21 protein-coding genes are annotated in these 22,794 nt (G+C 72.4%); 11 read left to right on the top strand and 10 right to left on the bottom strand.

Annotation, left to right across the window (positions count from 1 at the left end):
- Positions 1 to 33: 33 nt before the first annotated feature.
- The gene (locus ACWC9R_RS00280; RefSeq protein WP_450727451.1) at positions 34 to 1,008 is read left to right on the top strand and encodes a LysR family transcriptional regulator; all 975 of its coding nucleotides are present in this window, start codon (positions 34 to 36) and stop codon (positions 1,006 to 1,008) included.
- Here the strand turns inward: ACWC9R_RS00280 and ACWC9R_RS00275 are convergent.
- Positions 998 to 1,990, bottom strand: a complete 993-nt coding sequence (locus tag ACWC9R_RS00275) for a MerR family transcriptional regulator (protein ID WP_450727876.1) — start codon at positions 1,988 to 1,990, stop codon at positions 998 to 1,000. The two genes, ACWC9R_RS00280 and ACWC9R_RS00275, sit on opposite strands and share 11 nt — an antisense overlap.
- Positions 1,991 to 2,288: 298 nt before the next feature.
- Here ACWC9R_RS00275 and ACWC9R_RS00270 point away from each other — a divergent pair, with 298 nt between their 5' ends.
- The 5 genes from ACWC9R_RS00270 (at position 2,289) to mltG (ending at position 7,764) form a co-directional block, all read left to right on the top strand.
- Positions 2,289 to 2,603, top strand: a complete 315-nt coding sequence (locus tag ACWC9R_RS00270) for an SAV_915 family protein (RefSeq protein ID WP_450727449.1) — start codon at positions 2,289 to 2,291, stop codon at positions 2,601 to 2,603.
- Between the two features lie 16 nt (positions 2,604 to 2,619).
- Positions 2,620 to 4,146, top strand: coding sequence for a diaminopimelate decarboxylase (gene lysA, locus ACWC9R_RS00265; protein ID WP_450727447.1), 1,527 nt, complete (start codon positions 2,620 to 2,622; stop codon positions 4,144 to 4,146).
- A 315-nt stretch (positions 4,147 to 4,461) separates the two neighbouring features.
- Positions 4,462 to 5,181: a FadR/GntR family transcriptional regulator gene (locus ACWC9R_RS00260; protein ID WP_450727445.1), complete on the top strand. Its 720-nt coding sequence runs from the start codon at positions 4,462 to 4,464 to the stop codon at positions 5,179 to 5,181.
- Between the two features lie 209 nt (positions 5,182 to 5,390).
- On the top strand, positions 5,391 to 6,656 hold the full coding sequence (locus ACWC9R_RS00255) for a CynX/NimT family MFS transporter (RefSeq protein WP_450727443.1): 1,266 nt from the start codon (positions 5,391 to 5,393) through the stop codon (positions 6,654 to 6,656).
- A 283-nt stretch (positions 6,657 to 6,939) separates the two neighbouring features.
- On the top strand, positions 6,940 to 7,764 hold the full coding sequence (gene mltG, locus ACWC9R_RS00250; protein ID WP_450727441.1) for an endolytic transglycosylase MltG: 825 nt from the start codon (positions 6,940 to 6,942) through the stop codon (positions 7,762 to 7,764).
- A 34-nt stretch (positions 7,765 to 7,798) separates the two neighbouring features.
- On the opposite strand, the gene ACWC9R_RS00245 is transcribed toward mltG, so the two are convergent.
- The 4 genes from ACWC9R_RS00245 to ACWC9R_RS00230 form a co-directional block, all read right to left on the bottom strand.
- Entirely contained in the window at positions 7,799 to 8,518 is a 720-nt protein-coding gene (locus tag ACWC9R_RS00245; RefSeq protein WP_450727874.1) for an ABC transporter permease subunit, read from the bottom strand.
- Between the two features lie 79 nt (positions 8,519 to 8,597).
- The gene (locus ACWC9R_RS00240) at positions 8,598 to 9,509 is read right to left on the bottom strand and encodes an ABC transporter ATP-binding protein (RefSeq protein WP_362604057.1); all 912 of its coding nucleotides are present in this window, start codon (positions 9,507 to 9,509) and stop codon (positions 8,598 to 8,600) included.
- A gap of 157 nt (positions 9,510 to 9,666) precedes the next feature.
- Positions 9,667 to 10,578, bottom strand: coding sequence for an ABC transporter permease (locus ACWC9R_RS00235; RefSeq protein WP_450727439.1), 912 nt, complete (start codon positions 10,576 to 10,578; stop codon positions 9,667 to 9,669).
- 4 nt (positions 10,579 to 10,582) lie between these two features.
- Complete coding sequence (locus ACWC9R_RS00230) at positions 10,583 to 11,635, bottom strand: ABC transporter ATP-binding protein (RefSeq protein ID WP_450727437.1); 1,053 nt, start codon at positions 11,633 to 11,635, stop codon at positions 10,583 to 10,585.
- A 349-nt stretch (positions 11,636 to 11,984) separates the two neighbouring features.
- On the opposite strand from ACWC9R_RS00230, the gene ACWC9R_RS00225 reads away from it, so the two are divergent.
- From ACWC9R_RS00225 to ACWC9R_RS00215, 3 genes are all read left to right on the top strand, one after another.
- A complete protein-coding gene (locus ACWC9R_RS00225; protein WP_450727435.1) occupies positions 11,985 to 12,857 on the top strand; it encodes a M24 family metallopeptidase in 873 nt (290 codons plus the stop codon).
- A gap of 272 nt (positions 12,858 to 13,129) precedes the next feature.
- Positions 13,130 to 14,860, top strand: a complete 1,731-nt coding sequence (locus tag ACWC9R_RS00220; protein ID WP_450727433.1) for an SDR family oxidoreductase — start codon at positions 13,130 to 13,132, stop codon at positions 14,858 to 14,860.
- A 304-nt stretch (positions 14,861 to 15,164) separates the two neighbouring features.
- Complete coding sequence (locus tag ACWC9R_RS00215) at positions 15,165 to 16,430, top strand: MerR family transcriptional regulator (RefSeq protein ID WP_450727431.1); 1,266 nt, start codon at positions 15,165 to 15,167, stop codon at positions 16,428 to 16,430.
- Between the two features lie 145 nt (positions 16,431 to 16,575).
- On the opposite strand, the gene ACWC9R_RS00210 is transcribed toward ACWC9R_RS00215, so the two are convergent.
- Together ACWC9R_RS00210 and ACWC9R_RS00205 are read right to left on the bottom strand one after the other, a co-directional pair.
- Positions 16,576 to 17,925, bottom strand: coding sequence for a carotenoid oxygenase family protein (locus ACWC9R_RS00210; RefSeq protein WP_450727429.1), 1,350 nt, complete (start codon positions 17,923 to 17,925; stop codon positions 16,576 to 16,578).
- A complete protein-coding gene (locus ACWC9R_RS00205) occupies positions 17,922 to 18,512 on the bottom strand; it encodes a hypothetical protein (RefSeq protein ID WP_450727427.1) in 591 nt (196 codons plus the stop codon). Before ACWC9R_RS00205 ends, ACWC9R_RS00210 begins: the two co-directional genes overlap by 4 nt.
- A gap of 141 nt (positions 18,513 to 18,653) precedes the next feature.
- Here ACWC9R_RS00205 and ACWC9R_RS00200 point away from each other — a divergent pair, with 141 nt between their 5' ends.
- Positions 18,654 to 19,265, top strand: coding sequence for a PadR family transcriptional regulator (locus tag ACWC9R_RS00200; protein WP_450727425.1), 612 nt, complete (start codon positions 18,654 to 18,656; stop codon positions 19,263 to 19,265).
- Positions 19,266 to 19,434: 169 nt separating this feature from the next.
- Positions 19,435 to 19,977 carry an RNA 2'-phosphotransferase gene (locus tag ACWC9R_RS00195; RefSeq protein ID WP_450727423.1) on the top strand — a complete coding sequence of 181 codons (543 nt, stop codon included), beginning with the start codon at positions 19,435 to 19,437 and terminating at the stop codon, positions 19,975 to 19,977.
- An 18-nt stretch (positions 19,978 to 19,995) separates the two neighbouring features.
- Here ACWC9R_RS00195 and pspAB read toward each other — a convergent pair whose 3' ends face one another.
- From pspAB to ACWC9R_RS00180, 3 genes are all read right to left on the bottom strand, one after another.
- A complete protein-coding gene (gene pspAB, locus ACWC9R_RS00190; protein WP_450727421.1) occupies positions 19,996 to 20,559 on the bottom strand; it encodes a PspA-associated protein PspAB in 564 nt (187 codons plus the stop codon).
- 65 nt (positions 20,560 to 20,624) lie between these two features.
- Positions 20,625 to 21,521, bottom strand: coding sequence for a zinc metalloprotease HtpX (gene htpX, locus ACWC9R_RS00185; protein ID WP_450727419.1), 897 nt, complete (start codon positions 21,519 to 21,521; stop codon positions 20,625 to 20,627).
- Between the two features lie 258 nt (positions 21,522 to 21,779).
- Positions 21,780 to 22,679, bottom strand: a complete 900-nt coding sequence (locus ACWC9R_RS00180) for an LLM class flavin-dependent oxidoreductase (RefSeq protein WP_450727417.1) — start codon at positions 22,677 to 22,679, stop codon at positions 21,780 to 21,782.
- Positions 22,680 to 22,794 lie beyond the last annotated feature (115 nt).

Genomic DNA, 22,794 nt, shown 5'->3' with positions numbered 1-22,794 from the left:
CTACAGCTTCAGTTGGCGGACTACCGTGTGCCGGTGACCCTCGATGATCTGCGCGCCTTCGTGGCCGTGTGCGAGGCGGGCAGCCTCAGCGCCGTGGCCCGCGAACTCGGCTGCACCCAGTCGGCCGTCAGCCAGCGCATCAGGCGCCTCGAACGCACGGCGGGCATCGGCCTGTTGGAACGCCGGCCACGCGGTGTGGCACCGACCCAGGCGGGCCGGATTCTGCACCGCGCGGCGGCGGACGGCCTCAGCGGGCTGGACCTGGCGCTGCGCCGGCTGGCCGATCTGCGCGCGGGCGACGGCGGCACGGTCCGGGTGACCACCGGCGCCACGACCGTGCGGCACATGATGTCCGAGGCGGTGGTCGCCTTCCGGGCCCGCCACCCGCACGTCAACCTGGAGTTCCAGACCGAGAGTTCCAGCCGCCGCTGCTTCGAGGCGGTCGCGGACGGCAGCTCCGAACTGGCCTGGATCACCATCGGCCCGCCGGTGCGCGGCATCGAGCAGCATCCGGTGATCCGGCTGCCGTGGGTGCTCGCCGTACGCGCCGACGACCCGCTCGCCGACCGGGAGTGCATCGCGCCCGGGGAACTGGCCGGCATCCGGCACATCCGGCTGCCGGAGAACTCCACCTCCCGTATGCGCCTCGACGGCCACCTCGGCCACCAGGACGCCGGGCCCGTGCCGCCCCCGAGCACCACCAGCGTGGCCGACTGGGACACCGCCCTGCTGCTGGCCGAACTCGGCGTCGGTCATGCGGTCGTTCCGCAGCTCCCCGGCCTGCGGGCCACCGCCCAGCCGGCCCTGCGGCTGGTCCCGATCGCCGGCCTGCCTCCGCTGGCCACCGGCTGGGCGGTCCGCCGGTGGGCGGCGCTCAGCCCGGCGGCGGTGTCCTTCGCGGAGGCGGTCACGGCCTGTCTGGGCGGGGCTGCCGGGCCAGGCGGGACTGCCGGACCGGGCGGGGCTGCCGAGCAGGGCGGGGCTGCCGAGCAGGGCGTCACGCCCTGACCACCGGCTCCTGGATCTCCGTGATCCACTTCTCCTGGTCCGGCGGGCACTCCAGGTACAGCTCGCGGGCGTATCCGGCGGAGCGATAGCCGTTGGCGTCGATCCAGTGCGCGAGATTCTGGGCGGTCGGCAGTATCCGGCTCATCGGGCCGTGGTGCACCACCGTGGCGGCGCTGTCCAGGCCGGGGAGGGTGACGACATCGAAGCCGAGGCCGGTGGGGGCGGGCGCCCCCGGGCGGCCCGCGGCGGCGCCGGCCTCGGTGCCGGCCTTGGCACCGGTCTCGGCGCCGGCCTTGGCACCGGCTTTGGCACCGGCTTTGGCACCGGCTTTGGCACCGGCCTTGGCCAGCGCCTCCTCGGTGATCACCATTCCCGCGTGCACGACGACGGCGTCCTTCCCGTCGCCCCCGCCGGCCGGGCGCTCGCCCGCCTCCGGCGGTTCCGGTACGTCCTCGTAGTACGCCAGCCCCGGCCCGGCCGGGGTCACCCCCGCCGCCGCCAGCAGCCGGCACAGCTCGGCGTAGAGCGGTGTGATCACCGGGCCGATGTCCCCCGGCCCGTAACTGGCGGCGATCCCGTGCAGCTCCGCGAGCAGGACCGTTTCGGTGCGCTTGACCACCACATCGTCGGCAGACATGCGTCCCTCACTCTCGATCGTCCGGAGCCTCGCCTCGACCTGCGCCAGCCGCGCGCCCGCCGCCGTCCGTGCCGCCTCCAGCTCGGCCTGCCGCAGCCGCAGCATGCCGCGCAGCTCCGGCACGCTCACCTCCTCGGCCAGGATCGACCCCACTTGCTGGAGGCTGAACCCGAGGTCCTTGAGCGCGATGATGCGGTTGAGCCGGGCGAGCTGGGCGGCTTCGTAGGAGCGGTAGCCGGTGACGGGGTCGGTACGGGCCGGGCGCAGCAGCCCGATCGCGTCGTAATGGCGCAACATACGGGCGGACACGCGGCCGTAACGGGCGAAATCTCCGATGCTGAACATGACGCCTTCCAGTGGAGTGCTTTCCACAGTGTCAAGGTCAAGCGCCACCCGGGCCACGGGCGAGGGGCCGGGTGGCGGATGGGGGCCGAGCCCCTGCCGGGGCGGTTTCCCGGAGTCACCGCCGCCGCACAATCGGCCACCGGGCGGCAGCATCGCGTCAAGTAGCGGCCGCAACCCGTCAATGACGCGTCAGCGACCCACGGGATGTCCCGATTGCCGGGCATAGCGTCAGAGCCGAGCCCCGGCGTACGCACTTCCCACCGGTCCGGGGCCGATGTCCTGTCCGAGGAGCAACGCCGTGTCCCACCCTCTGTACGCGGAAGATCCCGAACCTGCCGAACGGGTCCCGGCCGGGCCGCTGTTCGTCCCCGTCCGGTCGGGCCCCGCGGGCTGCACGGCCCGCCTGTTCCGCACTCCGCTCGGCGGCCGTACCGCCGTCGCCTTCACCTCCGCCCAGCGGCTGGCCGCGGCCCTCGGCGGCGGCCAGCCCTGGGTCAGGCTCTCCGAACCCGCGCTGCGGGCCCTGACCGAACCCGTCGGCGCCACGGCCCTGACCGTCGACCCCCGGTTCGTCCCCGACATTCCCCGTGGTCACCACCTACGGGCCGTCTGAGGGAAAGGCCGTCGCGATGAGTCACCCCACACTCCCCCACCCCCCGACCACCCGCGGGACGCCCACTGCCCCGCCCCCGGCCACCGCCGCGGCGACCCCGACGGGAAACGCGGTGGCGACCCCGACGGGAGACGCGGCAGCCACCCCGACGGGTACCACCGTGCCCCCGACGGGTACCGCCGTGCCGTCGACGGAGACCGCCGTGACGCCCCGGACGGGTGCCGTCGCCCGGCCACCGTCCGGCGACGCGCCGCGGTCCGTCTGGCCCGCCTCCGCCGTGCCGGTCGGCGCGGACGACGTCGCCGTCGGCGGTGTCCCGCTCACCGAGCTGGCCGACCGCTTCGGCACCCCGGCCTACGTCCTGGACGAGGACGAGGTGCGCCACCGCTGCCGCGCCTACCTACGGGCCTTCCCCGACACCGAGGTCTACTACGCGGCCAAGGCGTTCCTGTGCCGCGCGATGGTGCACTGGGTGCAGGAGGAGGGACTCGGGCTGGACGTCTGCTCCGCCGGCGAGCTGGAGCTGGCCGTCACCACCGGCTTCCCGCCCAAGCGGATCGTGCTGCACGGCAACGCCAAGAGCCCGGCGGACCTGCGGGCCGCGCTGCGGCTGGGCGTCGGCCGGATCGTCATCGACAGCACCTCGGAGATCGCCCGGCTGGCCGCCGCCGTCCCGGCGGGCAGCCGCCAGAAGGTCCTGATCCGGGTCGTGCCGGGAATCGCCGCCGGCGGCCACGCCAAGATCCGTACCGGGACCGACGACCAGAAGTTCGGCCTGTCGATCGCCGACGGCTCCGCGCAGCACGCCATCGCCCGGGTCCTCAGCCAGCCGCGCCTTGAACTGACCGGGCTGCACTGCCACTTGGGCTCGCAGATCACCACCGTCAAGCCGTATCTGTCGGCGATACGGCGGCTGATCGGCCTGCTCGCCCGGATACGGGAGCACCACGGCGTCACCCTGCCCGAGCTGGACCTCGGCGGCGGCCACGGCGTCGCCTACCGCCCCGGAGAGTCCGCGCTCGACCTGGCCTCCCTAGGCACCAAGGTCCGCGCCGAACTGGCCCGCGGCTGCGCGGCGGCCGGTCTGCCGGTGCCACGCCTCGCCGTCGAACCCGGCCGCGCCATCGCGGGCCCGGCCGGGGTCGTCCTCTACCGGGTGCTGTCCGTCAAGCGGACCGGCGACCACACCTTCGTGGCGGTGGACGGCGGGATGAGCGACAACCCGCGCCCGGCGCTGTACGGGGTGCGTTATGCGCCGCGGCTGGTCGGCCGCGCCTCGGCGGCCGCCCCGGAACCCGTCACCGTCGTCGGGCGGCACTGCGAGGCCGGTGACATCCTCGCCGCCGACGCCCTGCTGCCCGGCGACATCCGGCCCGGCGACCTGCTGGCCGTCCCCGTCGCCGGCGCGTACCACGTCTCGATGGCCTCCGGTTACAACCTCGTCGGCCGACCGCCGGTCATCGCCGTCACAGAGGGCCATGCCCGCCTTCTCGTACGGCGCGAATCCCTCGCGGACATCCAGGAGCGGGACATCGGGCTGTAGGCCCGCGCCGAGGGCCCGCCACGCCCGCCGCCGCAGATCCCATGGGGTCGGGGAGGTGCGGGGCGGGCCCTTCGGCGCGGGTGGCGGGGGCCGCCATGACTTCCGTGTACGATGAATCGATCAGTTGTAGGATGACTGGGCAACCGGGGCTCGGGCGGCCCTGACAGAGGTCGGAGCAGCTGGGGCGGGCGAGCGGGGCGGGATCGGGCCTACGGGTCTTGAGCGCCGCTGCGGCCCTACGGGTTCCACTACGAGCCCTACGGGGCCTACGGGCCTTAGGGCCCCTACGGGTTCATCGACACGGACGGGACGGACATGGCACTGCAGGCAGCTGGACGGCAATCCCTGGTGGACACCGTCGTCGAGACCCTGCGGTCCCAGCTGACGGCCGGGGAGTGGAAGGTGGGGTCCCGGATTCCCACCGAGCACGCGCTCGCCGAGCAGCTCCAGGTCGGCCGTAACACCGTGCGCGAGGCGGTACGGGTCCTGGTCCACGCCGGGATGCTGCGCTCCCGCCAGGGCGAGGGCACCTTCGTCGTCTCCACCGCTGACCCGGGCGACATCATGCGCGGCATCCAACGCGCCGGAATCCGCGACGTATTGGAGCTGCGGATCGCACTGGAGGCGGAGGCCGCCCGGCTGGCCGCGCTGCGCCACCGGCCCGACGATCTCGCACGGATGCGGGCCGCCCTGGACGCACAGGCCGAACTGGCGGACGCGGAGGGGCAGCCCGACTCGGGCAGTCTGGAGCTCTACGCCGACCATGACATCGCGTTCCACAAGGCCGTCGTCGAAGCCGCACACAACACCGCGCTGACGGCGACCTACGACTGGTTCAGCAGCTCGGTACGGGAGGCGCTGGTCAACGCGCTCGACGACCAGGCGATGCCGAAAATCGTGCACGGCGACCACCGCGCGGTCCTGGACGCGATCGCGGCAGGCGACCCGGACGCCGCGGAACGGGCCACCCGCGCCCTGCTGGACAAGCCGAAACGCGCCGTGGAAGCCCTGCTGGCGCCCGCTGACGTCTCCTGACCACCACCGGGCCCCTGCTCACGGCCGTTGCCCCTTACGCCCGTTCCCGCACTCCCCCGACTTCCCCCAACTCCCCCTGACTTCCTTCCTCTCGTTCCCTGCTGGCCTCTCCGGCCTCTCCAACTCCGCTCTTCTCCCTTCTCCTTCCCCACTCCTGACTCACATCTGACTCACTCCTGACTCACTCCTGACTGACGAGGTATGCACACATGGCAGGGCCCGAAGCACCCTTGATCGACGCCGAGGAGGATCTGGTCGCGGCGCCGCCGGTCGCCGCGGCCCGCCGCCGGCTGCGGGCCCACCCGGCGCTGATCATGACCGGGATCGTGCTCGCCGCACTCAACATGCGGGCGGCGCTGGCCGGGGTCTCACCGCTGCTCGGTGAGATCGGCGCGCACTTCGGGCTGAGCGCGACCGCCAGCAGCCTGGTGACGACAATCCCGCTGATCTTCATGGGCCTCGGCTCGATCGCCGCACCGAAGCTCGCGCGCCGCTGGGGGACCGAGGCGGTGCTCTGCGCGGCGCTGGTGATGCTGTGCGGCGGCATCGTGCTGCGGATCGCCCCGCCGGTGGTCGCGCTGTTCGCCGGGTGTGCGGTGGTCGGTTCCGCGATCGCCCTGCTGAACGTGCTGATGCCGGGCCTGATCAAGCGGGACTTCCCGGAGCGGGCCGCGGGTATGACGGCGCTCTACTCGACCGCGATGATCTTGGGTGCGAGTGTCTCCGCCGCCTCCGCGGTGCCGATGGAGAAGGCGCTCGGCGGCTGGCAGGGCTCGCTGGTCTCCTGGGCGCTGCTGGCCGCCGTCGCCGCGGTCGTCTGGATTCCGCAGACCCTCATGGCCCGGCGCGGCACGCGCCATGGCGCGGCCGCGGCCACCCCCGCACACCACACCGGGGACGGCCCGCGGCTGAGCCGCTCCGCGCTGGCCTGGCAGGTCACGCTCTTCATGGGATCGCAGTCGCTGATCGCGTATGTGAGCATCGCCTGGATGCCGACGATCTTCACCGACCACGGCATGGGCAAGGGCGAGGCCGGGCTGGTCTTCGCCTTCAGCACGCTGTTGCAGATGGCCGGTTCGTTCGTGGTGCCGATGCTGGCGGGGCGGATGCGGCAGCAGCGGCTGCTGGGAGTGGCCGTGTCCGCGCTGATGGCCTGCGGGGTCACCGGTCTGCTGGTGGCCCCCGTGGCCGGTGCCTGGCTCTGGGCCGTGCTCCTGGGTGTCGGGCAGGGCGGTGCGCTGGGCCTGGCCCTGACAATGATGGTGCTGCGCTCGGGCGACGCCCACACCGCCGCGCGCCTGTCCGGGATGGCACAGACCGGCGGCTACCTCCTCGCCGCCGTCGGCCCCCTCGCTCTCGGCGCCGTCCACGAGGCCACCGGCGGCTGGACCGTCCCCCTCGTGCTGCTGCTCGCCGTCTGCGCCGGCCTGGCCCTGCTGGGCATGGGCGCGGGCCGGGACCGGCGCATCGGCTGACGGGCGGATCGGCGGGGCGCGGATCGGCGGGGCGGTGAGCCGGCGGGCCGGGCGCGGCGAGGAGCCCGCGGCCAGCTGAACGACCGGCCAGCCGCACGGAAGGCACCTGAGCGCTCAGCCGACGCGGAGGCCGGCCCGCCCCCGTACGCCTCGGACGGCCCGGGCCTGCCCCGTATCACCGCAGGTGGCGAGGCCATGGCGAGCTGGTGAAGGATCTTCGCGGCCGGCAACGATCCGGGCTCGGGCACCTCGCGTGCCCGCGCTCTCGCCTACCGTGCTGCCCATGAGCGATGCTTCGCCCACCGTTCGCCGGCCCGGTCCGCGGCTCTCCCGCACCGGCCGGTTCGTTCTTGTGGCCGTGCTGGGTGTCCTGATCGTGCTGGTCGCCCTGGCTGTCCTGCTGCTGCCGCGCGTGCTGCGCGGGCCCGGGCGGACGCTGACCGTTCCGGAGGGGCAGCGGGCCGGGCAGGTCTACGCCGCCGCCGACAAGGCCCTGCATCTGCCCGCCGGGTCCACCGCGAAGGCCGCCAAGCGCACGCGCCTTCCGCTCCCGGCGGAGGCGAAGGGCAATCCGGAGGGCTACCTCTACCCGGCGACCTATCCGATCGACGCCGACACCACCCCGGCGTCCCTGCTCGCGTACATGGTGAAGACCGCCAACCAGCGCCTCGCCGCCGACAGGATCACCTCGTACCGGACGGTGCTCATCGCCAGCATCGTGCAGGCGGAGGCGGACCGGCCGGCCGACATGGGCAAGGTCGCCCGGGTCATCGACAACCGGCTCGCCCACGACATGCCGTTGCAGATGGACTCGACGATCAACTACGCGCTGGGCCGCAGCACGCTCCACACCAGCCACGCCGACACCCGCACCAAGAGCCCGTACAACACCTACCGCTACCCGGGCCTGCCGCCGACGCCGATCGACAATCCCGGTGCGGACGCGCTGAAGGCGGCCGGTGCGCCGCCCGCCGGTGACTGGCTCTACTTCGTCACCGTCAAGCCGGGTGACACCCGCTTCACCGGCGACTACCAGGAACATCTGCGTAATGTGCGGGAGTTCAACGAGCGGCAGCGCAGCAGCGGGAGTGGCGGGGGCGGGGCTTAGGGCGGCCGTCCTTCGCCCCGCCGCCGGGACGTGCCTACTCCTCGCCCGCCAGGGTGAGCGCCTTCAGCCGGCGGGCGGCGTACCAGGTCGCGGCGACCGTGAGCCCCACCAGCAGGCAGACGGCGAGCGGAAGCTGGACGTCGGAGGTGAGCGCACCGTCCGCGGCCGCCTTCTGGCCGACGGCCAGTGCCCACTGCTGGACGCTGAGGGTCTTCGCGCCCGGGATCAGCGTCCCCACGAACGCCTCCCAGACCAGGGCGTAGACCAGGCCGAACACGACGGCGTGCCGGCTGATCGTGCCGAAGAGCAGGAAGAGGGCGCTGTAGGCGACCGAGGCGACGGCCGCCGCCACCGCGTATCCCACGGCCATCTGCTGGCTGTTGCCGTTGAGCAGGAAGCCGGCGAGCAGGACGGGGAGGGCGGAGAAGGCGACCGTGACGCCTATCGCGACCAGGAGTTTGGTGAGGATGATCGTCGGCCGGGAGACCGGCTTGGCCAGGAGGTAGACCACCGAGCCGTCGTCGATCTCCGGGCCGATCGCGCCCGTACCGGCGATGACGCCGATCAGCGGGACCATCGTGCCCAGCGCGAAGCCGCCCAGGATGCCGCCGGCGGTGGAGTCGTCGGCGCCGGCCAGCACCCGGACGGCCACCGCGAGGGTCACCAGCAGGGCGGGCAGCACGAAGAGGATCAGGGCCCGCCGGCGGCCCAGCAGGGCGCGGTAGGTGAGCCGGGCGACGGTCGGGTGGAACAGTGAGGTCCTGGGCGCGGCGGGTGCCGCGGGCCGGGCCGCCGGAGTGGTCGTGGACATGCGTCAGGGCTCCTTTCAGGCCTCAGGCCGCTACGAGGTAGGAGAAGACGGATTCCAGCGACTCGTCGGAGGGCGAGACCGTCAGCAGGCGGATGCCGTGGTCGCGGGCGACCCGCGGCAGGAGTTCGGTGAAGCGGCCGAAGTCGACCGCCTGGATGCGCAGCGCGCCCTCGGTGAGGTCCACCTCGATACCGGCCGTCGAGGGGTCGGCGATCAGTGCGCCGGCCAGCGCCCGGTCGTTGTCGGACCGGACGAGATAGCGGTGCGGGCGGTCCGTCATCAGCCGGCGGATCTTGCGGAAGTCGCCGGACGCGGCGTGCCGTCCCGCCACCACCACCTCGATGTGCGTGGCGAGTTGCTCGACCTCTTCGAGGATGTGCGAGGAGAACAGGACCGTACGGCCCTCGTCGCCCATCCGCCGCAGCAGCTCCATCAGCTGCATCCGCTGACGCGGGTCCATGCCGTTGAACGGCTCGTCCAGCAGCAGCACCGACGGGTCGTGGACCAGCGCGGACGCCATCTTCACCCGCTGTCGCATGCCCTTGCTGTACGTCGAGATCTTGCGGTTCTGGGCGTACTCCATCTCGACGGTGGCCAGCGCCCTGGCCGCCTCCGCCCGGCCGAGGCCGTGCAACTCGGCGTTGGCGAGCACGAATTCGCGGCCCGTGAGGAAGTCGTACATCCCCTCGCGCTCCGGGACGATGCCGATGTGGCGGTAGATGCCGGCGTTGCGCCAGATCGTCGTCCCGTCGAGGGTGACGGAGCCGTTGGAGGGCGCGAGGAAGCCGCCCATCATGTTGATGAGGGTGGACTTGCCGGCGCCGTTGGGGCCGAGCAGGCCGGTCACGCCGGGGCCGATGGCCATCGTGATGTCGTTGACGGCAACGACGTTGCCGAACCAGCGGGAGACATGGTCGATGTGCAGAGTCGTCATGGGCGCGGCCCATTCCTTCGGAGGGTGGTGGCGGGCGACAGACGGAAGGCGCATGGGCGCAGCCCATCCCTGGGAAGGGCGGTGGTGGGTGACAGACGGAAGGCGCATGGGCGCAGCCCATCCCTGGGAAGGGCGGTGGTGGGTGACGGGTGGGCGGTCACAGTCCGGCCTTCCGGTAGCGGCGCATCAGGAGCGCGTAGCTGCCGACGATGACGGCCAGCGTCACGAGCAGGTAGACGACGCCGGCGCCGGTGGTCGGGGCCAGGTCGTTGGGGAAGGAGCTGCTGCCGCCGAGGAAGGTCGACTGCACCCCGTCGATCAGCGTGATGGGGGAGAACAGCCCCAGCCAGCCGACGGCGGACTCGTTGCCCTGGACGAAGGCGATGCCCTGGACCGCGCTCACCGCGGCGTACGGAATGGTGAGGACGGCGATCACGGCGGCGACGCCGAAGCCGCGGCGCGGGGTGGCCGCGGAGACCACCAGGCCGATGCCGGCGAACAGCAGCGAGAGCAGCACCACGGCGATCAGTCCTTGCCCCAGGCCCTTGGTCTGGTCGAGGAAGTCCAGCTTCGCCAGCAGCGCCCCGACGTAGAGGATCAGCAGCGGCGCGCCGGTGAGGATGAACAGGGCCGCGGCCATGGCCGCGAACTTCGAGGCCACGTAGTCGACCCGCTCGATGGGCCGGGAGAAATACAGCGGTATCGACTTGAACCGCAGATCGCGGGAGACCGACTGCGGCGCCTGGGCGGCCAGATAGAGGCCGATGACGGCCTGGAGGTAGACGGCGTAGCGGGAGTAGCCGACCGGGAGGGCCCCGGCCTTGGTGACCACCGCCACCGCCACCATGATCGCGGCGGGCAGGCACATCGTGGCGAAGAGCAGCATCGGCAGCACCTTGCTCTTGGCCGAGCGGCCCAGACCGTAGGCGCCGCGCAGGCTCTGCGAGAAGAGCGACCGGCGGGCGTAGGCGCGGCCCAGGCGGGGGCCGTCGTAGTGGCGGTAGCCGATGTTGTGGATATAAGCGCCGCCCGGATCGGCGGAGGGGGCCGCCGGATGCGCGGACGTCATGGGCTCAGGCGACATCGTGGGCGCCTCCGTCCTGGGTGGCGTACGGGGCGCTCGGGGCGCCTGCGGGGGCGGGGGCGGACTGCGCCGCGTCCGCGTCGCGGAAGACCTCGGCGATCTGGTGGCGGCGCTGTTCCATCCGGATCAGGCCGAGCCCGAGTCCGGCGACGGTGTCCCGCACCAGGTCGTACGTCTGGTCGCCGGCCGCCTCGACGAACAGCAGGTGGCCGGCGGCGAGGCCCTCGGACCCGGCCGCGCGGGTGGTCACCGTGGCCCCGGCGGCGGCCAGGGCCGCACGCAGCGCCTCGGTGCCGTCCGGATGGGCGTCGGTGTCCGTGACCTCGACCGCCAGCGAGGCCGTGACCTGTGTGAACTCGTCGGTCGAGGAGGACCGCAGCAGTTTGCCGCCGTCGATGACGACGACATGGTCACAGGTGCGCTCCAGCTCTCCGAGGAGGTGGGAGGTCACCAGGACGGAGATCCCGAAGTCGCTGTGGACACGGCGGATCAGGCCGAGCATCTCGTCCCGGCCGGCCGGGTCGAGGCCGTTGGTGGGCTCGTCGAGGAACACCAGCTGCGGGTCGTGGACCAGCGCCTGGGCCAGCTTCACCCGCTGCTTCATACCCGTCGAGTAGCCGCCGATGGGGCGGTAGCGCTCCTCGTAGAGGCCGACATGGCGCAGGGTGTCCGCGGTGCGCTCGCGGGCGGCGGTCGGTGGCAGCCCGGACATCCGGGCCATGTGCACGACGAATTCGGTGGCCGAGACGTCCGGCGGCAGGCAGTCGTGCTCGGGCATGTAGCCGACCCGCTCACGGATGGTGCCGCCGTCCTTGGTCACGTCCAGGCCGAGCACATGCGCGGTCCCTTCGGTGGCGGGGGCCAGTCCGAGAAGGATCTTGATCAGGGTGGACTTACCGGCGCCGTTGGCACCCACCAGGCCCGTTACGCCGGGGGCGATGTCAACGGAGAGCCGGTCCAAGGCGGTCACCCGCGGGTACCGCTTGCTCAGGCTTTCGGTCACGATCACAGTCACGTCATCGACGGTAGTGGCGCCGGCCACACCGGTCGTCAACCCAAACGATGGGATGTTCCTCCCCCTGCGGTATTACGTGCCCGTAGGGGTCTCCTGCTGTGAGCTGGTCCGGCGTAGGGGTCACGGGGTCGCCGGGGCGGCGTCACGGGGCGCCGAGGTGACGTCATGGGGGGGGGCGGTGCGGCGTCATGCGGGGGGCCGGGGCGGGCGTCACGGGGCGGCGGGTGCGGGTACGCGGGCCTCTTCGGCGGAGGGGGCGGGTCCCCTTGCGCGGGCGGGCGGGCCTCTTGACGCAGCCGTCGGGCATTGTCACATTCATCAGTGTCACCTTGCGGGCGCGTACCACGATGAACGTCTCACGGACGGACGGTTGACGATGGCCTCAGTCACCTCAGCGACGTCACCAGGAGCCGGCGAACTCGGCGCCCGGCTCAGGGGGTTCCGAGCGGCCCAACGGCTCGCCTATGCCTGCGCCGAAGCGGTGGCAGCCCAGCTCAGGCCCGGGGTGACCGAACGCGAGGCGGCGCGGATGCAGCGCGAGTGGCTGCGTGAGCGCGGGGTGCGGGACTGGTTCCATCTGCCGTTCGCCTGGTTCGGCGACCGCACCGCCTTCGTCAACTTCCGGGTGCCGCTCCAGTTCTTCCCCACCCATCGTGAGCTGGAGCCGGGGATGCCCTTCATCCTCGACCTGGCTCCCCTGCACAACGGCTACCCCGCCGACGTCGGCTACTCCGGCTGCCTGGGCCTCAACCCCGTGCACGACCGGCTGCTCGCCGACCTCGGGGCGCACCGGGAGCTGATCCTGCGCGAGGTGCGCGAACGGCGCCCGCTGCGGGAGATCTACGCGGACGTCGACCGGCTGATGGTGCGGCAGGGCTATGCCAACCGCCACCGGGCCTACCCCTTCGGCGTCATCGCGCACAAGATCGACCAGGTCCGGCAGCGCCGCTGGTCCCCCACGCTCTTCGGGTTCGGCGTCCAGTCCCTGAAGGGCCTGGCCTCCGACGCACGGCACGGTCACCGTGACGGCTGGTCCCCGCTGTGGAGCCCGTACCGCTTCTCCGACCACCCGCCGCAGCCGGGTCTGTGGGCGGTCGAACCCCACCTCGGTTTCCGGGGAACGGGCGCGAAGTTCGAGGAGATTCTGGTCGTCACGGACTCCAAGGACCCACAGGAGAGCGCCTTTTGGCTGGATGACGACCTGCCGCATGTGCGGCGCTGCCAGGAGCAGGAGGAGAAGGCCGCGTGAACACGGGACGTGGACGCGGAACGGGCAACGGACGGGGCCCGGGGAAGGGACGCGGAATGCGACGGCGAATGGGGCGGGGCATGGGACGGGGCAGGGGACAAGGCAGGGGACGGGACCTGGGGAACGGGCCGGGCTCGGGACGGGGCCCGGGGCAGCGGCACGGGGTCGGGTCCCACGCGGGTTCCGGAGCCGGGGCGGGCGTCGGGGCCGGGAAGCCGGGTGCGGCCGGGGACGGTGCTGGTGCCGGGCTCGCCGGGGCCCGGGAGCGCTGGGTGCGGACCGGGGGGATCGAGCTGTGCGTCGCCGAACTCGGCGATCCGGCACAGCCCACGGTGCTGCTGGTGCACGGCTACCCGGACAGCAAGGAGGTGTGGTCCGAGGTCGCCCGCGGTCTGGCCGACCGGTTCCATGTGGTGCTCTACGACGTCCGGGGCTGCGGCCGGTCCATCGCCCCGCAACCGCTGCGGGGCGGCTTCACCCTGGAGAAGCTCACGGACGACTTCCTGGCCGTCGCCGACGCCGTGAGCCCCGACCACCCGGTCCATCTGGTCGGTCACGACTGGGGCTCGGTGCAGGGCTGGGAGTTCGCCACGGTGCGGCGTACGGAGGGCCGGATCGCCTCCTTCACCTCCATGTCGGGCCCGTCGCTGGACCACTTCGGCCACTGGCTCAAGAAGCGGACGGCGCGCCCCACCCCACGGCGGGCCGCTCAACTCCTCCACCAGAGCGCCAAGTCCTGGTACATCTACCTGCTGCACACCCCCGTGCTGCCCGAGCTGGCGTGGAAGGGACCGCTCGGCAAGCGCTGGCCGAAGCTCCTCCAGCGGGTGGAGAAGCTGCCGGGCGGTGACTACCCGACCGCTTCGCTGCCGGCCGACGCGGCCCATGGCACCTGGCTCTACCGCGACAACGTGCTCCCCCGGCTCCGCCGCCCGCGCCCCGACGCCTATGCGCACTGCCCGGTCCAGCTCATCACCCCCACCGGCGACGCGTTTCTCTCACCGCGGCTGTACGACGACCTGGAGCAGTGGGCGCCGCAGCTGGTACGCCGTACCCTCCCCGCCAAGCACTGGGTGCCACGCACCCGCCCCGACCAGCTCGTCTCCTGGATCGGCGAGTTCGTCACCGCCAAGGAGGAGGGAGATCCGGCGCGGCAGGTCGTGGCGTCCGGCGCCTACGCCGAGCGGTTCGGCGGGCAGCTGGTGCTGGTGACCGGCGCGGCCGGCGGCATCGGCCGGGCGACGGCCTTCGCCTTCGCCGAGGCCGGGGCGCGGATCATCGCCGTCGACCGGGACGCCGAAGGCGCGGCCCGGACCGCCGAGATGTCCCGGCTGATCGGTGCGCCCCGGGCCTGGACGGAGACCGTCGATGTCTCGGACGAGGCGGCGATGGAGAAGCTCGCCGACAAGGTCCACGCGGAGTACGGCACCGTCGACGTCCTGGTGAACAACGCCGGCATCGGCCTGTCCGGCCCCTTCCTCCAGACCGGCACCGAGGACTGGAAGAAGGTCCTGGACGTCAATCTGTGGGGCGTCATCCACGGCTGCCGGATCTTCGGCAAGCGGATGGCGGACCGCGGCCAGGGCGGCCACATCGTCAACACCGCCTCGGCCGCGGCCTTCCTGCCGTCGAAGACACTGCCCGCGTACAGCACCTCCAAGGCGGCCGTCCTGATGCTCAGCGAGTGTCTGCGCGCCGAGCTGGCGGACCAGGGCATCGGCGTCTCGGCCATCTGCCCCGGGATCATCAACACCGGCATCACCGCCACCGCCCGCTTCGCCGGCGTCTCACCCGACGAGGAGAAGCGCCGCCAGGCCAAGGCCACCCGGCTGTACGGGCTGCGCAACTACCCGCCGGAGAAGGTCGCCGACGCCATCCTGCGCGCGGTGACCCGCAACCAGGCGGTGGTACCGGTCACCCCCGAAGCACGCGCCACCCTGCTGCTGTCCCGCCTCGCCCCCCGCGCGGTACGAGCCCTCGGCCGCTTCGGACCACGGTTGTAGGGGGAGGAGTCGGTGGGGACGCCGGGGGCGTCGCGCACGGCCGGGCCGCTGCGCCCCGGCCCGCTACCCTCCCGGCGTTTGGCCGCTCCCAGGGCTGGCGGCTCCCTCGGTCACCTGGCGTGGGGGGAGCCGGGTGCGGCGAGTCCTCGGCGTCGAGGGCGGTCGTACCATCCCTCGCAGGAAGGGTCGCTGCGTACGGCCGTCGCCTGCCTGGCGTCCTCCCCGGCCGAACGAGGCCGCGGCGTGGGCCAGTGGGCCGCACGGCCGTCTCGTCTCTCGCGGCCATCTCGTAAGGAGCACCACAGTGACCGAGCAGCCGCCAACGGCCCAGTCCCACACCGCCGAATACCGCATCGAGGACCTGGCTCACCTCAGCGGCGCCACGGTCCGCACGATTCGCGCCTATCAGGACCGTGGACTGCTTCCCCGACCGGAACGCCGCGGCCGGGCCAATGTCTACGGCAACGCCCATCTGGCCCGGCTGCGCCAGATCGCCGATCTGCTCGACCGCGGCTACACCCTCGCCAGCATCAAGGAACTCCTGGAGGCCTGGGACGCGGGCCGCGACCTCGGCGGGGTCCTGGGCCTGGTCGCCGAGATCGACGGGCCGTGGACCGACGAGAAGGCGTCCCGCATCAGCCGCACCGACCTGGAAGCCGCCTTCGGGGGCAGCCCCGACGAGTCAGCGCTCGCCGAGGCCGTCGAACTCGGCGTCCTGGAACGCATCCCCGGCCGGGACGACGAGTTCCTCGTCCCCAGCCCGCAGGAACTCGCCGTCGCCACCGAACTGCACTCCGCCGGCGTCCCGCTGACAGCGATCTCCGGTCATCTGCGGGAGGTACGCGGCCAGGTCGAGCACATCGCCGCCCGCTTCCTGGACTTCACCACCGAGCATGTCTTCCAGCCGTACCTGGACCACCCGCCCACCGAGGCCGATGCCGCGGAGGCCGCCACCCTCGTACGCCGGCTCCGCCCCCTGGCCCAGCAGACCATCGACGCCGAACTCGCCCGCGCCATGCGCACCCTGGCCACCCGCTATCTGCGCCATCACCTCAGCGAGGCACTGCCGGCAGAGACCCGGATGCCCGCAGGGGGGACGGCCAAGGCCGAGGACGGGCCCGGGACCGATGCCGATGCCGGGACCGGGGCCGGGGCCGGCAGCAGGGCGGAGGTCTGGAGCGTCCCCACGCCTCGGTCCGCTTCCAGCCCGCCGACCGCCCTGTCAGCGGCCCCGCTTCCCGCACCCGGGCCAACGACGGACCCCCGCACCGCGGCCGCACCGGTGGATGCCCCGACGCCCGGCCTGGAGACTGTCCTGCTCCCCGCCGAGGCCGTGCGGGCCGTACGGGATCTGGTCGGCGCGGCGAACACGACCGCCTTCATCACCGCCGCCGCACACCGGGAGGCACAGGCCCGCACAATGGACGCCCTGGTGACGAGCCGCGCAGGAAGCGGCAGCGGCAGCGGCAGCGGCAGCGGCAGCGGCCCAAACTGCGGCGCCTCGGCGGGCGACTCGGGCACCCCCACCGACAGCCCCGGCGACGACCCCGAGCCCGCGGACCGGCCCTAAGACCAGCCCACCCCCACCCCCACCTCCCGCAAACCACCAGTCCACCAGACCGCAGACCCGCACACCCGCAATCCAGCCCCACACACTCTTCAGCTCTCAAGAATCAAGCGGTCCGCGGCTCCTGCCGCGCCCTCCCCCCCCCACCTCAACAGATCTCATCCGGAAGCCAGTTGCCGTGAAATCCGTACGGCACACGCTGCGGGAGGTGGACCGTGGCGACCGGGTCGGCGGATATGTCCTCCGAGTCGAGTACGACGAGATCGCTGGTGTCGGTGGAGGCGTCGTAGATGTAGGTGATCAGCCAGCCCGGGCCTCCCGGGCGGTCGTCCGCCGGGGCGAAGACCGCCTCGCCCGGCGTGCGCCCGGGGCCGAAGTCATGCCGGACGGCCGCGCCGGTCCGCAGGTCGTAGCGGAGCAGGGCGCCGGGTATCGGGTCGGTGCCCGGCAGCTCGGCGACCGTGGCATGGCCGAAGCGGGCCGGCTGTCCGGCGAGGCGGTCGTCCACCCGGGGGAACTCGCAGAACCGGTCGTCGAGTTGCTCCTCGGTGACCGTGCCCGCCACCAGGTCGACCGTCCAGCGCCAGAGGTGCGCCGGGGTCCGGCCGCCGTAATCGGCATAGCGGAAGACATGGAGGACGATCCGCTGGTCGCCGTCGTCATAGGCGTTCAGGGCGTGGAAGACATAGCAGGGGTCGAGGGGCAGCCAGCGGACCTCGCCGTAGGGATCGTCGCGGCGCAGCACACCGAGCCGGGCGCCGTACTCCGGGTCCCAGTGGTACGGCATACCGGGGTGGCTGCGGTCGAAGACGACCGGGAGGTCCATGAAGATGACATGGCCGGCGGTCAGATGGAAGTCGTGCATCATCGTGTGCCCCGGAACATCGACGGGGCGGCTGATCACCAACTCCCCCGCGGCGTCGGTGCGGTGGTAGGTCAGATAGGGCGGGGTGGGGCCGCCGTATCCGAAGAAGTGCAGCTCACCAGTGGTGGGGCAGGTCTTGGGGTGGGCGGTCATGGCGGTGGTGAGCCGGCCACCGAAGTCATGGACGCCGACGGTCTCCAGCTCATGGCCGGGGCGGCAGTCGATCTCGTAGGGGAACGACGACTCGACCAGGGCGAGGGTGCGTCCGGCGTGCCGGACGACATGGGTGTTGGCCACACCCGCCGCCGGATTGCGGCGGCCCTGCGCATCCACCGGTCGCGCGCCGTCGGTGAAGGTGGCGGTGCGGACCCAGCGGTTGCGGTAGGAGACGGCCCGGCCGCCCTCCAGGCGCAGGCCGTGGACCATGCCGTCGCCGAAGAACCAGTGGGGAGTGGCGGCATCCCGTGGGTTGGGGCCGTTGCGCAGGAACCAGCCGCTGAGTTCGGGCGGGATCGTGCCCGTCACCGGCAGGTCGTAGGCGGTCAGCTCGTCCGTCACCGGGGCGAAGTTGCCGGCCATGTGCGGTGCGGGAGCGGTGGATTCGGTTGCGGTGGTCGGGGGTGCGGATGTCATGAGGCCAGGCCTCCTTGGATGTCGGCCCGCGTGCCGGAGGCCTTCATGAAGCGGGCACGGGCCCGCTCCGGGTAGACGGCGGTGAAGCGGGCGGGAAGGACGAATCCGGCGAACTGGATGAGGATCGAGAAGGCCGCGTGCCACCCGTAGGCGGAGGCGGCCGCCTGGGCCAGGGCGCTGAGGGTGAAGGACAGCGCCCACGCGGCCGTGAGCACGACGTTGATGCGGCGGAAGAACGGGGTGTGCCAGACCTCCGGCGGAGCCATCCGCCGCGCGATCCCCATCGTGAAGGGCCGCCGCACGGCGATCGACAGCCAGGCGATGACCGCCAGCCACCCCATCGACAGGGCGCTGCCGTACATCCTGAGACCGCTGTCGGGGCGGCCGAAGGCCAGTGCGGCGAGGGCCGCGAAGAACACGATCGTGCCGTACTCCAGCAGGCGCAGGCCGGGCGACAGGCCCGCGGCGCGGTCGGCGACGAGCAGCGCGGCGGCGGTCACCAGACCGGCGAGCGCGCCCCACTGCCAGCCGGCCGAGGACACCCCCGCGAAGACCAGCCACGGGATGAAGCCCCGCAGATAGTTCATGTTCCCCCCTCATCACGCGCGGCCGCACGACTCGGCGTCACGACGAGCCACCTGGAACCGCACCGCACATTCCAACTTCGACATGTCGAACATGGAAGCTCCACCTTTGACATGTCAACAGTGGAAGGTAAAGTGCCGGTCATGAGCCTGAGACATGCCGTGCTGGGCCTGCTGGCCGAGTCCCCCGCGAGCGGCTACGACCTGATGAAGCTGTTCAACGCCTCGCTCGCCAGCGTCTGGCCGGCCACCCAGAGCCAGGTCTACGGCGAGCTCACCAAACTCACCACCGCCGGCCTGGTCGAGGTCGCCGCCCACGGTCCCCGCGGCCGCAAGGAGTACGCGATCACCGGGGACGGCCTGGCGGAGCTGCGCCACTGGCTGACCGACGTCGAGCCCAGCGGCCCCCAGCGCCACGACGGCCTGCTGCGCGTCTTCTTCCTCGGGGTCGTCACCCCGCTCGAGGCGCAGACGTTCCTGCTGCATCAGGCCGAGCGCGCCGCGCGTACCCGTACCTCGCTCGAACAGCTCGACGAGACCGCCGAGTGGGACGAGGAGATGATTTCGGTCTACGGGCGGATCGCGCTGGAGTACGGCCTGCGGATATCGGCGGTCCAGGAGGAGTGGGCCCGTTGGGCAGCCGATGAGGTGACCAGCGCAAAGGCGCGCAGGGCCGGCGAACTGACCCGGGCGCAGCACAAGGGGAAGGGCGAGGAACCGCGCACGGAGGCCCGGCCGGGCAGCGAAGAGGAGTGACGCACCGGGCAGCCGCGGGACCGCAGGGCGCCCGGCCGCAGGGCGCCCCGCCACAGGCGCCCTGCCACAAGCGCCCTGCCACAGCCCCACGGCCCCAGGCCCCGGCCCGTCCATGGCCCCACCCCGGAATTCACGTGCCACCGCCCGCTCCCCGCGGCACTCTGGAGGCATGAACAGCCAGCGCTCCGTGCGCATCTCGAAGTATCTGGCGAAGCATCTCCGCCATGAACCGGAGCGGATCGGCCTCACCCTCGACGCCCAGGGCTGGGTGCCGGTAGCCGAGCTCATGACGGCGGCAGCGCGGCACGGATTCCCGTTCTCACGGGCCGAGTTGGCGGCCGTGGTCGCCGGCAACGACAAACAGCGCTACACCCTCGACGGCGACCGCATCCGCGCCAACCAGGGCCATTCGGTCCCGGTCGACCTCGACCTGCCTCCGGCCGCGCCCCCCTCGCATCTCTTCCACGGCACCGTGGCCCGCAGCGTGGCCGCCATCCGGGACGAGGGGCTGCGGCCGATGTCGCGGCACGACGTCCATCTCTCCCCCGACCGCGAGACCGCGACCCGGGTGGGCGCCCGACGCGGCAGGCCCGTGGTCCTGACCGTCGACGCGGGCGCCATGCACCGCGCCGGTCATGTCTTCCGGGTCAGCGCCAACGGGGTCTGGCTCACCCGCCGCGTGCCGCCCGAGTTCCTGCGTTTCCCGGGCTGAGCCACCCGCCCTCAGCGCTCAGAGCCCCGGCGCGCCCCACACCGGGAACCACCGCGCCAGATCCTCCTCGATCGTCAGATCGTCCCCGAGCATCGCCCGCACCTGCAGCTCCAGTGGGTTGTCACGCTTCTCGCCGCCGTCCCGCTGCGGCGCGAAGGGGTAGAACGTGCCCCGCTTGTAGAGGTAGACCAGCGCCAGCGACCGCTGCTCCTCCGTGCGGAAGCCGACCAGCGAACACAGCAGCTGGGGACCGAACCCGGCCTCCTCCAGGGACGTGTTGACCGCGTGCAGGTCGTTGACCAGGCCCGCCGCGTCCTCCGGCGGATGCTCGACGAGCAGCCAGGTATAGCCGTACGCGTCCCGGGTGAACTCCACGGAGCCGTCCAGCAGGGACCGCGCCTCCTCCTGGATACGGGCGAACGTCCCGCCCTCGACACTCGCGAAGCACACCGACCCCCGTCCGGTGGGCACGAAACCCGACGCGGCCTGAAGGGTCACCGCGGCGGACGGCAGCGCGAAGAGCTGGTCGAGGTCGGGCCGGACCGGCTTGCTGCGGCCGAGGATGGCGTCCAGAAAACCCATCTGCTGCTCACTCCTTGATCGTCACGGCCGTCCGGTCGGCAGCGGCACCTCATGCGCACCGTGCCTCACGCCCGCCCCAGCTCCGTCGAGATCCGGGCCAGCTGGTCCAGCCGCTGTTCCAGCGTCGGGTGCGAGGACAGCAGCTTGCTGAAGCTCTCCTTGTTGAACGCGGGCGCGAAGTAGAAGGCGTTGTACGGCTGGGCCTTGCGCAGATCCTCGGTCGGGATTCTCGCGATCTGGCCCGTGACCTTGGTCAGCGCGGCGGCCAGTGCCGACGGCCGGCCGGTCAGCAGGGCGGCGGCCCGGTCGGCGGACAGCTCGCGGTAACGGGACAACAGCCGGGTCAGCAGGAAGCTCAGCGCGTAGACGACCACGCTGACGGCGGTGACGATGAGCACGGCGATGGCCGCGTTCTGGTCCCGGTTGCGGCTGATCCCGCTCCACAGGGCGGCCCGGGTGATGATCCCGGCCAATACGCCGAGGAACGAGGCGATGGTCATCACGGCGACATCGCGGTGCGCGACATGCGAGAGCTCGTGGGCCAGCACCCCCTCCAGCTCCTCCGGCTCCAGCCGCCGGAGCAGCCCCGTGGTGGCGCACACCAGCGAGTTCTTCTGGCCGCGGCCGGTGGCGAAGGCGTTCGGCACGTCCGACTCGGCGATCGCGACCCGCGGCTTGGGCATGTCGGCCAGCGCGCACAGCCGGTCGACGGCGCCGTGCAGTTCGGGCGCCTGCTCCGGGGTGACCTCCCGTGCGCCCATGCTGAAGGCCGCGATCCGGTCGCTGAACCAGAACTGCGCGACGAACAGGGCGCCGGCGATCACCAGCACCACCACCCAGGCGCCCTTGAGCAGCACCACCAGCACGCCGACGACCACGACGTACAGCAGTCCGATGAAGAACATCGTCGTGACCATGCGCGAGGTCAGCCCGCGGTCCGGGGCGAATCGGGTCTGTGCCATGGCTCCTCCACACACGCCGCACTTCGCGCAGTGCACCGGCCCGCTCGCGCGCCGCCTCGCACCGCGCGCCGCATGCCGCGCACTGCGCCGCTGCCCCAATTCTCCCTCTTCAGGGCTATATGCGGGATAAAGCCCAGGCCAGGGGGCGGCGCGGCGCGTCGGGCATACGGGAGCAGCGGGGCGCGCGGGCGGTGGCGCGCCCCGGCCCCGTAGGAGCGCCCGGCCGGGAACCGTCCACCGGGCGCCACCGGGACCGTCCTACAGGGCGGCCAGTTGCGCCGCCCCCTCCGTGGCGATCCGCTCGAAGACCGCGGGATCGGCCTCGAAGAGCGAATCGGCGATCGGCCAGTGGAGGACCAGCTCGTCGATGCCCAGCTCGGCGTGGTGACCGGCGAAGTCCACGAAGGCGTCCACGGAGTCCAGCGGACGGTCCGGGGTGAAGCCGGCCAGCATGATCTTCTTCAGCTCGGCGACGTCACGGCCCTGGTCGGCGCAGGCCTTGCCCAGCCGCTCGATCTGTCCGCGGATCGCCTCGCGCGACTCGGCCGGCGTGCCGCCCCCGTTCGACACCTTGGGATCGCCGGTCGTCACCCAGGCCTGGCCGTACCGGGCGGCCAGCTCCAGCCCGCGCGGGCCGGTGGCCGCCACCGCGAAGGGCAGCCGCGGCCGCTGCACACACCCGGGAATGTTGCGCACCTCGTGCGCGGAGTAGTGCGTGCCCTCATGGGAGACCACGTCCTGGCTCAGCAGCCGGTCCAGCAGCGCGACGAACTCGGCGAAGTGGTCGGCCCGTTCGCGCGGCGCCCAGGGCTCCTGGCCGAGCGCGGTGGCGTCGAAACCGTTGCCGCCGGCGCCGACGCCGAGGGTGATCCGGCCGTCGCTGATGTCGTCGAGCGAGATCAGTTCCTTGGCGAGGGTGACCGGGTGCCGGAAGTTCGGCGAGGTGACGAGGGTGCCCAGCCGCAGCCGGGAGGTCACACCGGCGGCCGCGGTCAGCGTCGGCACGGCGCCGAACCAGGTGGTGTCGCGGAAGCTCCGCCACGACAGGTGGTCATAGGTGTACGCGGCGTGGAAGCCCAGCTCCTCGGCGCGCTGCCACACCTCCCGCCCGCCCTCGGACCAGCGGCGGACCGGGAGTATCAAGGTGCTCAGTCGCATACACCGAGCCTACGGCCGCCCCCATGGACCGGACGATTCCGCGCGGTGCACCGGGACAGCAGCGCCCGCCTGCCCGAACGCCCCGGCCGGGCGGCGCACGGGCTCATGCGCGCAA

The sequence above is a fragment of the Streptomyces sp. NPDC001219 genome, assembly GCF_053597915.1.
This window is presented reverse-complemented; position numbering and strand designations above follow the sequence as displayed.